The 9,565-nt window shown below is 71.1% G+C and carries 11 protein-coding genes; 5 read left to right on the top strand and 6 right to left on the bottom strand.

Going from position 1 to position 9,565, the window contains the following annotated elements; all coding sequences use genetic code 11:
* Positions 1-114 precede the first annotated feature (114 nt).
* Complete coding sequence (locus tag ACWCRB_RS46995; protein ID WP_451001935.1) at positions 115-1,842, bottom strand: DAK2 domain-containing protein; 1,728 nt, start codon at positions 1,840-1,842, stop codon at positions 115-117.
* Between the two features lie 276 nt (positions 1,843-2,118).
* Here ACWCRB_RS46995 and rpmB point away from each other — a divergent pair, with 276 nt between their 5' ends.
* Positions 2,119-2,304 (top strand): 50S ribosomal protein L28, encoded by a 186-nt coding sequence (gene rpmB / locus ACWCRB_RS46990; protein ID WP_105970634.1) that lies wholly within the window; start codon positions 2,119-2,121, stop codon positions 2,302-2,304.
* A 98-nt stretch (positions 2,305-2,402) separates the two neighbouring features.
* Here rpmB and thiD read toward each other — a convergent pair whose 3' ends face one another.
* Positions 2,403-3,188 (bottom strand): bifunctional hydroxymethylpyrimidine kinase/phosphomethylpyrimidine kinase, encoded by a 786-nt coding sequence (gene thiD, locus ACWCRB_RS46985; protein WP_451001934.1) that lies wholly within the window; start codon positions 3,186-3,188, stop codon positions 2,403-2,405.
* A gap of 14 nt (positions 3,189-3,202) precedes the next feature.
* Positions 3,203-4,168 carry a thiamine-phosphate kinase gene (locus ACWCRB_RS46980; RefSeq protein ID WP_235474587.1) on the bottom strand — a complete coding sequence of 322 codons (966 nt, stop codon included), beginning with the start codon at positions 4,166-4,168 and terminating at the stop codon, positions 3,203-3,205.
* Positions 4,169-4,398: 230 nt separating this feature from the next.
* Between ACWCRB_RS46980 and ACWCRB_RS46975 the strand changes: the two genes are divergently transcribed.
* Together ACWCRB_RS46975 and ACWCRB_RS46970 are read left to right on the top strand one after the other, a co-directional pair.
* A complete protein-coding gene (locus ACWCRB_RS46975; protein ID WP_003997603.1) occupies positions 4,399-4,632 on the top strand; it encodes an Lrp/AsnC family transcriptional regulator in 234 nt (77 codons plus the stop codon).
* 14 nt (positions 4,633-4,646) lie between these two features.
* Positions 4,647-5,156, top strand: coding sequence for a DUF3515 domain-containing protein (locus tag ACWCRB_RS46970; RefSeq protein ID WP_451001933.1), 510 nt, complete (start codon positions 4,647-4,649; stop codon positions 5,154-5,156).
* An 85-nt stretch (positions 5,157-5,241) separates the two neighbouring features.
* On the opposite strand, the gene ACWCRB_RS46965 is transcribed toward ACWCRB_RS46970, so the two are convergent.
* From ACWCRB_RS46965 to ACWCRB_RS46955, 3 genes are read right to left on the bottom strand one after another with little or no spacing between them, the layout of a single operon-like run.
* Positions 5,242-6,399, bottom strand: coding sequence for a D-alanine--D-alanine ligase family protein (locus tag ACWCRB_RS46965; RefSeq protein WP_451001932.1), 1,158 nt, complete (start codon positions 6,397-6,399; stop codon positions 5,242-5,244).
* A 60-nt stretch (positions 6,400-6,459) separates the two neighbouring features.
* Complete coding sequence (locus tag ACWCRB_RS46960) at positions 6,460-7,470, bottom strand: NAD(P)H-dependent glycerol-3-phosphate dehydrogenase (protein WP_451001931.1); 1,011 nt, start codon at positions 7,468-7,470, stop codon at positions 6,460-6,462.
* Positions 7,467-8,315, bottom strand: a complete 849-nt coding sequence (locus ACWCRB_RS46955) for a lysophospholipid acyltransferase family protein (protein WP_451001930.1) — start codon at positions 8,313-8,315, stop codon at positions 7,467-7,469. Before ACWCRB_RS46955 ends, ACWCRB_RS46960 begins: the two co-directional genes overlap by 4 nt.
* A gap of 215 nt (positions 8,316-8,530) precedes the next feature.
* Between ACWCRB_RS46955 and cofC the strand changes: the two genes are divergently transcribed.
* Both cofC and ACWCRB_RS46945 read left to right on the top strand, forming a co-directional pair.
* The gene (gene cofC, locus ACWCRB_RS46950; protein WP_451001929.1) at positions 8,531-9,169 is read left to right on the top strand and encodes a 2-phospho-L-lactate guanylyltransferase; all 639 of its coding nucleotides are present in this window, start codon (positions 8,531-8,533) and stop codon (positions 9,167-9,169) included.
* A gap of 9 nt (positions 9,170-9,178) precedes the next feature.
* Positions 9,179-9,391, top strand: a complete 213-nt coding sequence (locus ACWCRB_RS46945; RefSeq protein WP_451001928.1) for a hypothetical protein — start codon at positions 9,179-9,181, stop codon at positions 9,389-9,391.
* Positions 9,392-9,565 lie beyond the last annotated feature (174 nt).

Raw genomic sequence — 9,565 nt, 5'->3', positions numbered from 1 at the left:
GTGCCACCACCCTCCAGCCCGTCCGGCGTTTGAGGACGAGGCCGTTCAGGCCGAAAGGGGGGTCTGGGGGCGCAGCCCCCAGGGAGGGGAACGGGTAGGGGCGGCGGGGGCGAATCACTCCACGCCGATGAGCAGCAGCGCCCCTTGCCGTCCCCCCCGGTACACCACCGTGTCGACAGCCAAGTAGCCCTCGCGGACCCGTGCTTCAAGGTGCGCAGCGATTGTCTCTGGTGCCTCGTCTCCCAGGACCAGGGTCACCATCTCGCCGCCCGCCTGGAGCATCCGGTCGATGACCGCCACCGCCGTAGCCGTGACGTCCGAGCCGATCACGGCGACGTCGCCGTCGATGAGGCCGAGGACGTCACCGGTCTGGCAGATCCCGGCCATCGTCCAGGACTGCCGTTCCGCGACGGCGAGTTCGGCGTAGCGGGTCGCGCCCGCCGCCGAGGTCATCGCGACGACGTCCTCGTCGAACCGCCGCTCCGGTTCGTGCACGGCGAGCGCGGCGATGCCCTGGACCGCCGAGCGGGTCGGGATCAGGGCCACGCGGATGCCCTCCGAGCGGGCCTGCTCGGCCGCCGCGGCGGCGGTGTGGCGCAGGTCGGCGTCATTGGGCAGCAGCACGACCTCGCGCGCGTGGGCCCGCCGTACGGCCTCGACCAACTCCCCGCTCGCGGGGGGCTCGCCCGGCCGCGCGAGCACGGTGGTCGCGCCGGCCTCGCCGTACAGCCCGGCCAGCCCCTCCCCCGGCACAACGGCGACCACGGCCCGCTGCACCCGCTCCCTCGGCGGCCGTCCGGCGCCCCCGGTGTGCACGTCGCCGACCCCGAAGTGCGTGATCCGGATCCGGTAGGGCCGCCCCGCCTCGACGCCCGCCTCCACGGCGGCACCGGCGTCGTCGACATGGACGTGCACGTTCCACAGCCCGTCGCCGCCGACCACCACGAGCGAGTCCCCTAGCCGGTCGAGCCGCTCCCGGAGGCGCGCGACGGCCGCGTCCTCCGCCTCCAGGAGGTAGATCACCTCGAAGGCGGGACCGGAGGCGCCGTCCTCGTCCGCGCAGTCGACCGGCTCGTCAAGAGCATCAGCATCAGAGGACCTGACAGGCACGCGCACGCGTGCCGCCCCCGCACCGCCACCCCCCGGCGCCTCCCCCCGGAACGTCTCCACCAGCGCCCCGAGCACCGTCACCAGCCCCCGCCCACCCGCGTCGACGACGCCCGCGCGCCCCAGGACGGCCAGTTGCCCCGGGGTGGCGGCCAGCGCGGCCGAGGCACCCTCGTACGCGGCTCTGGCGACCGTCCCGCAGTCGCCCTCCGCCTCCGCCGCGGCGTCGGCGGCGGCCGAGGCGACCGTGAGGACCGTGCCCTCGACCGGATGGGCCACGGCCTCCCGGGCGGCGTCGGCCGCGCGCCGCAGAGCCAGGCACAGAGCGGGACCGTCGACGTGAGCACTCTCACCGCCCGTCTCGCCGTCCGCGTCGGCGGAGAGCACCTGGGCCATGCCGCGCAGCAGCTGCGCCAGGATCGTGCCGGAGTTGCCGCGCGCCCCTATCAGCGCGCCGTGGGCCATCGCCCGGGCCGCGTCTGCCAGCGTGGGAGCCCCGGAGGCACCGCTCGCGTCCGCCCCAGCCCCTGCCTCGTGCCCGGCGAACGCCGCCTCGACCGCCGCGTACGCCGACTCCAGCGTCAGATACAGGTTGGTGCCGGTGTCGCCGTCGGCCACCGGGTAGACATTGATCGCGTCGATCTCCTCGCGCGCCCGCCCCAGCGCGGCCAGCGCGAGTCCGCACCAGGTGCGGACCGCGAGAGCATCGAAGAATGTCTGCGGCACCTGCGGCACCTGTGCCTCCTTGAGCTGCTGGACGTGGCACGCAGCGTAGACCCCGGGTGAATGCCGGGTGGCCCGGGGCGGGAGCGAGGCCCTGATCAGCCATGGTAGTTTCGTTGTACTGGCGCAGTCGTTGTATGCTGCTCCGGTTGCCCGATCGAGACGACCATCCCAGATGGTCTTCGCACGTCGGGCCTTCTCCCTGGCACCGCCACTCAGATCCTACGATCCTGATCCCGGCATGCCGGGATCAACCCGTAAGAGCATCTGAAGTCTTTGGAGTGACCCGTGGCTGCCAACTGCGACGTCTGCGGCAAGGGGCCGGGCTTCGGCAACGCCATCTCGCACTCGCACCGCCGTACACCCCGTCGCTGGAACCCGAACATCCAGCGCGTACGTACCGTGGTCGGTGGGACGCCGAAGCGCGTGAACGCTTGCACCTCGTGCATCAAGGCCGGCAAGGTCTCGCGCTGACGCTCAGCTAGCGCGCGGCCACTGCTGGTTCGCTGCTCAGAGCCGGTCCACCTCGGTGGACCGGCTTTTTGCCGTACCCGCACATCATCGGGTGTTCGCTAGGTACGGAACCGCCAGCCGTGATCCACCGGCCCGATCCCGCCCCCCAGCGCGAAGCCGGCCGCGATCGCCCCGGTGACGTACGCCTTCGCCGCCGTCACCGCCTCCGGCACCGACTCCCCCTTCGCCAGCCCCGACGCGATGGCCGACGCCAGCGTGCAGCCCGTGCCGTGCGTATGCCGGTTGTCGTGGCGCGGGGCGCGCAGCCAGTGCTCCTCGGAGCCGTCCGTGAGCAGGTCCACGGCCTCGCCGGGCAGATGCCCGCCCTTGATCAGCGCCCACTGCGGCCCGTACGTCAGCACGGCCGCCGCGGCCTCGCGCAACTGGCCTTCCGATTCGACCCGTACGCCCGTGAGCTGGGCCACCTCGTCGAGGTTCGGCGTCGCCACGGTCGCCACCGGCAGCAGCTTCGTCCGTACGGAGTCCAGTGCGGAGGCGGCGAGCAGCGGGTCCCCGTGCTTGGAGACGCCCACCGGGTCGACAACCGTCGGCACGTTCGTCGCCGCGATCAACTCGGCGACCGCCTCGACCAGTTCGGCCGAGGCGAGCATCCCGGTCTTGACCGCCTGTACGCCGATGTCGTCGACGACACTGCGGTACTGGGCCAGCACAGCCTCCACCGGCAACTCCCAAGCGCCCTGCACACCGAGGGAGTTCTGCGCGGTGACCGCCGTGAGCACGCTCATGCCGTGCACGCCGAGCGCCAGCATCGTCTTCAGGTCGGCCTGGATCCCGGCGCCGCCGCCGGAGTCGGAGCCGGCGACAGTCAGCACGCGCGGAGGCACGCTCCTGGCTCCGCTCACGACTCGATGTCCGCGAAGTGGTCCCAGCCGCCCTTGCTGGTCCAGGGCGCCCCGTCGACCGTCACCTGGGGCAGCGCGGACGGGTTGAGGACCTCGCCGATCACCTTCCAGCGGGCGGGCAGCTTCACGTCCGGCGGGAAGGTCGCCACGATCGCGTGGTCCTCACCGCCGGTGAGCACCCACTGCATCGGGTCGACGCCGACGGCCTGCCCGATGTCGTTCATCTGGGACGGGATGTCGATCGCGCCCGACCGGATGTCGATCCGGACCTTGCTGGCCTCCGCGATGTGCCCGAGGTCGGCGATCAGCCCGTCGCTGACGTCGCACATCGCGGTCGCGCCGAGACCGGCCGCCGCCGGGCCCGCGTGGTACGGCGGCTCGGGGCGCCGGTGGGCCTCGACGAAGGCGCGCGGGGAGCGGAAACCGCGCGAGAGCACCGCGTGCCCGGCCGCCGACCAGCCCAGCCAGCCGGTCACGGCGACGACGTCACCGGGCCGGGCACCGCCCCGGACGACCGGCTCGTGGTTGCGCAGATCGCCGAGCGCGGTGATGGACACCATGATCGTGTCCCCTCGTACGACGTCACCGCCCACCACGGCCGCGCCCGCGACCTGGCACTCGTCACGCAGACCGTCCATCAGTTCGACGGGCCAGGTGACCGGAAGGTCGGCGGGGACGACCAGACCGAGCAGCAGTGCGGTCGGTACGGCGCCCATGGCGGCGATGTCCGCGAGGTTCTGGGCGGCCGCCTTGCGGCCCACGTCGTACGCGGTGGACCAGTCCCGGCGGAAGTGCCGCCCCTCCAGGAGGATGTCGGTGCTCGCCACGACCCTGCGGTCGGGCGCGGCGACCACGGCGGCGTCGTCGCCGGGGCCGACCCGGACCGCCGGGGTGGTGGTGAGCCGGGAGGTCAGCTCCCTGATGAGCCCGAACTCCCCCAGCTCTCCCACAGTGCCCTTCATAGACGTACGTCCCCTTCTGGTGCTGTCCCCGTTGCTGCCCGTGTTGCTGTCCGTGCCCGGTCGCGAGGCCCCGTCGGCCTCGGTACGGTCGAGGTGACCGTCAACCTGTGCTTCGTGCGCACCCCGGCGCGGGTGCCCCGGCCGCCGCGGGTCTCCCCCTGGCGCGCGGCGACGCGATACCGTGGCGTTCCTTTTCCCCACATGATCCTCGTGGCCGCCCTGGAGGTTCCGTGGTACAGGCGTACATCCTGATCCAGACGGAGGTCGGCAAAGCGTCGACCGTCGCCGAGACGATCAGCAAGATCCCGGGGGTGATCCAGGCCGAGGACGTGACAGGACCGTACGACGTGATTGTGCGCGCCCAGGCCGACACAGTGGACGACCTCGGCCGCATGGTGGTCGCGAAGGTCCAGCAAGTGGACGGCATCACCCGCACCCTGACCTGCCCGGTGGTGCACTTGTAGCCCCCGTCTACCCTGTGCCGGTGCACTTCTTCTTCCGTCACCGGCCGCTCGCTCTGCCCGTGCTCGCCCTGTTGATCGTCGTCACGGGCTGCTCCTCCGCAGACGACAGCGCCTCGGTCGCGGTTCCCGAGCCGGACGGGAAGGCGATGAAGCTGTGCCGGAACCTGGACGAGGCGCTGCCGGCGAAGGTGGACGGTCTTGACCGGGACGACCCCGAGCCCCGGTCCGCACTGACCGCGGGCTGGGGCAGCCCGGCGATCATACTGCGCTGCGGTGTCGTGAGGCCGCCCAAGATGACGGACCCCAAGGTCGCCCTGGGGTCGGATCCGGAGGCGGTCGGCGGTGAGGTGAACGGGGTTGGGTGGCTGATGGAGAAACGGGACGACGGGTCGTCCCGGTTCACTACTTCCTCGCGGCTTGCCTATGTCGAGGTGACTGTTCCGTCGGGGCGGGACACCTCGGGGGCGCTTGTTGATCTGGCTGCCGCTATTAAGAAGACGGTTCCTGTGGGGATTGCCAACTAGGCGCCGTAGATGGGTCTGTTGCGTTGTTGGGTGCACGGTCCGCTGTGGCTGATCGCGCAGTTCCCCGCGCCCCTGAAGGGGCGCTCTACCTCAGGCCTGTTGACCTGCGCAGCGCCGCCTGCACCAAGCGGTCCACCAGCTCGGGGTAGTCGACGCCCGTCTCCTGCCACATCCTCGGGTACATGGAGATCGGGGTGAAGCCCGGCATCGTGTTGATCTCGTTGATGACGAACTCGCCGTCCTCCGTGAGGAAGAAGTCCGCGCGGACGAGGCCCTCGCAGGAGGCCGCGTCGAAGGCCTCCACCGCCAGGCGGCGGACCTCCGCCGTCTGGTCCTCGGTGAGGGGGGCGGGGACGATTCCGTCGGCCGAGTCGATGTACTTGGCCTCGAAGTCGTAGAAGGCGTGCGACTGGACCGGCGGGATCTCGGCGGGTACGGAGGCACGCGGGCCGTCCTCGAACTCCAGCACCCCGCACTCGATCTCGCGCCCGCGCAGCGCGGCCTCCACGATGATCTTCGGGTCGTGGCGCTGGGCCTCGGCGATCGCCTCGTCGAGGCCGCCCAGTTCGTCGACCTTGGTGATGCCGAACGACGATCCCGCGCGCGCGGGCTTCACGAACAGCGGCCAGCCGTGCTCGCCGGCGAAGTCGATGATCTTCTTGCGGGCGGCCGACTCGTCGCGCTCCCACTCACGCGGCCGGATCACCACGTACGGGCCGACCTTGAGGCCGAACGACGTGAACACCCGCTTCATGTACTCCTTGTCCTGGCCGACGGCCGAGGCGAGCACGCCCGCGCCGACGTACGGGACACCGGAGAGTTCCAGCAGGCCCTGGAGGGTGCCGTCCTCGCCGTACGGGCCGTGCAGCACGGGGAAGACGACGTCCACCTCACCGAGGGCCTTGGGCACCGATCCCGGTTCGCTGTAGACGACTTCGCGGTTCGAGGGATCGAGCGGGAGCACCACGCCGCCCTCGCGCGACTCGGCGAGCTGGTCGACGTTCGGCGCCTTGCGGTCGACGATCGCCATGCGCTCCGGTTCGTCCGCGGTGAGCGCCCAGCGGCCGTCCTGGGTGATGCCGATCGGCAGGACGTCGTACTTCGTCCGGTCGATGGCACGCAGCACGGCGCCGGCGGTGACCACGGAGATCCCGTGTTCGGAGCTGCGACCGCCGAAGACGACGGCCACGCGCGGCTTGCGAGACGGCTGCTCGGGGCTCTGGGGGAGGTTCTCGGTGCTCATATCGCGTTGAGAGTACCCGGTGGTAGGGCGCTGAGTCAGCGCCCGCAGACCCCTGTTTGCTCAGCGTCGTTCGGGCTTGGCGCTGCGCGACATCAGTTCCTTGAGGGCCACGACGGGCGCCTTGCCCTCGTGCACGATGCCGACGACCGTCTCCGTGATCGGCATGTCGACGCCGTGCCTGCGGGCCAGATCCAGCACGCTCTCACAGGACTTGACGCCCTCGGCGGTCTGTTTGGTGACCGCGATGGTCTCCTGGAGGGTCATGCCCTTGCCGAGGTTGGTGCCGAAGGTGTGGTTGCGGGACAGGGGCGAGGAGCAGGTCGCCACCAGGTCGCCCAGGCCCGCGAGTCCGGAGAAGGTGAGCGGGTCGGCGCCCATCGCGAGGCCGAGGCGGGTGGTCTCGGCGAGGCCGCGCGTGATGAGCGAGCCCTTCGCGTTGTCGCCGAGACCCATGCCGTCGGCGATTCCGACGGCGAGGCCGATCACGTTCTTGACCGCGCCGCCCAGTTCGCAGCCGACGACGTCGGTGTTGGTGTACGGGCGGAAGTACGGGGTGTGGCAGACGGTCTGGAGGCGCTGGGCCACGGCGTCGTCGGTACAGGCGACCACGGCGGCGGCCGGCATCCGGGCGGCGATCTCCCGGGCCAGGTTGGGGCCCGTGACGACCGCGATCCGGTCCTGGCCGACCTTGGCGACGTCCTCGATGACCTCGCTCATCCGCATCGCGGAGCCGAGTTCGACGCCCTTCATGAGGGAGACGAGGACCGTGTCGGGGGCGAGCAGGGGCGTCCACTCGGCGAGGTTCCCGCGCAGGGTCTGCGAGGGGATGCTGAGTATCGTGAAGTCGGCGTCGCGGGCGGCTTGTGCGGGGTCCGTGGTGGCGCGGAGGTTCTCCGGGAGTTCGACACCCGGGAAGTAGTCCGGGTTCGTACGCGTGGAGTTGATCGCCTCGGCGAGTTCGGGGCGGCGGGCCCACAGGGTCACCTCGCAGCCGGCGTCGGCGAGCACCATGCCGAAGGCAGTCCCCCACGATCCCGCGCTGAACACCGCCGCCTTGACCGGCTCGCTCACTTGCCCTGCCCCTCTTCCTGAACTTCCCGTGCCTGTGCTGCTTCTGGTACCGCTTTCAAGGCGTCGAGCGCGTCCTGGGCGTCCCGTGCCTCCTGCGCGTCCCGTGCCTCTTCCGCGGCTGTCCGGCGGCGCTGCTCGATCCGCTCCTGACGCGGGTCGTACGGCGTCTTGGGCGCCTTCTCGCCGCGGATGTCCTCCAGCTGGCGGGTGATGGCGGCCATGATGACCTCCGTCGCCTCCTTCAGGAGGTCGGGGCTCATCTCCTGGTCGTAGAACCGCGTGAGGTCCACGGGCGGCCCCGCGAGGACGTGGTGGGTCTTGCGCGGAAGGACGTTGAGCTTTCCGGCGTACGGCGGCAGCAGTTCGTTCGCGCCCCACTGGGCCACCGGGATCACCGGGCACTTGGTCTGCAGGGCGACCCGGGCGGCGCCGGTCTTGCCGGTCATGGGCCACTGGTCCGGGTCGCGGGTGATGGTGCCCTCGGGATAGAAGACGACGCACTCACCGCGCTCCACGGCGTCGATCGCGGCGCGGAAGGCGCTCAGCGCATCGGTGGTCTCGCGGTAGACGGGGATCTGTCCGGTGCCACGCATCATGGTGCCGACGAATCCCTTCTTGAAAAGCGCGCTCTTCGCCAGAAAACGCGGAACACGGCCGCTGTTGTACTGGTAGTGCGCGTAGGCGAAGGGATCGGCATGCGAATTGTGGTTCACCGCGGTGATAAATCCACCAGCCGCCGGAATGTTCTCCGATCCGCGCCAGTCCCGCTTGATCAGAACCACCAGCGGCGGTTTGCAGATGACCGCTGCAAGGCGGTACCAGAAGCCGATTCTGCGGCGGGGCACGCGGACACCTTCCTCTAGGGCCTGGGCCAGGACCTCCGGCCGGTTGACCTGGGGGCCGCACAAGTGTCGCCCCAGGCTTCCGGTCTGTCGAGAACACCGTACGCCCCGGCACCGACACCGCCGGATGGGCTTTGATGACAGCCAGGTGACAATGGTTGCGACCGGGAGAGCGCCGGGTGCGCAGCCGGAGTGGCCGAGGGAGGTACGGAACGCTCGTGCAGTGGACAGTGGTCATACCCCTCAAGCCCCTGGCGCGGGCCAAGAGCAGGCTCGCGGACACCGCCCACGACGGGCTCCGCCCCGGTCTCGCCCTGGCCTTCGCACAGGACACGGTGGCTGCGGTGCTCGCCTGCACGGCGGTCCGCGATGTGGCGGTCGTCACGGACGATGCCCTCGCCGCCCGCGAGCTGGCCGCACTGGGGGCCGCGATCGTCCCCGACGAGCCCCTGGGCGGCCTGAACGCCGCTCTGGCGCACGGAGCGGCGGCCGTGCGCACAGGACGGCCGGACAGCCCCGTAGCGGCCCTGAACGCCGATCTGCCGGCCCTGCGCCCCCTGGAACTGGCCCGCGTCCTGGATGCGGCCGCCGAATTCCCGCGCGCTTTCCTCGCGGACGCGGCCACCGTCGGCACCACTCTGCTGACCGCAGGACCCGGTCAGGAATTGTCTCCGCATTTCGGCCCGCATTCCCGGACCCGCCATCGCGAATCGGGCGCCGTGGAAATCGGACTCACGACGGTGAATTCCGTACGCCAGGACGTGGACACCGGCGACGATCTGCGGGCGGCGCTCGCCCTGGGGGTGGGGGCGCGGACGGCGGCCGCGGTCGAGGGGCTGCTGATCGCGGGCCAGTAGGCTGCCGCCATGCAGGCGACCGCGTACACCTACGACGCCGAGACGCGCAGCGGCAGTGTGCTGCTCGACGACGGCACCCCCGTCCCCTTCGACACACCCGCGTTCGAAGCGGGCGGCCTGAGACTGCTGCGACCGGGGCAACGGGTGCGCATCGAGACCGAGGGAGCGACAGGGGTCGCGGGCGGCCTCCGGATCACGCTGGTCACCCTGCAGACCTTCTAACGGACCTGGCCGAAGTCGGGCGCGCGCAGCGCCCCGACAGGGGCGCGGGGAACTGCGCGACCAGCCCCCACCGGGCCCGCAGCAAAAATGAACCGAACACGCCGCGGGCCGGGTCGTGAAGCCGCCCCAGAACAGCGAGTAGAGCAGCATCGGCAGATTCGCGGACGCCGCGAC

It is taken from the genome of Streptomyces sp. NPDC002156, from assembly GCF_053593675.1.
The sequence above is the reverse complement of the archived record's forward strand: the minus strand, read 5'-3'. Positions and strand labels throughout refer to the sequence as shown.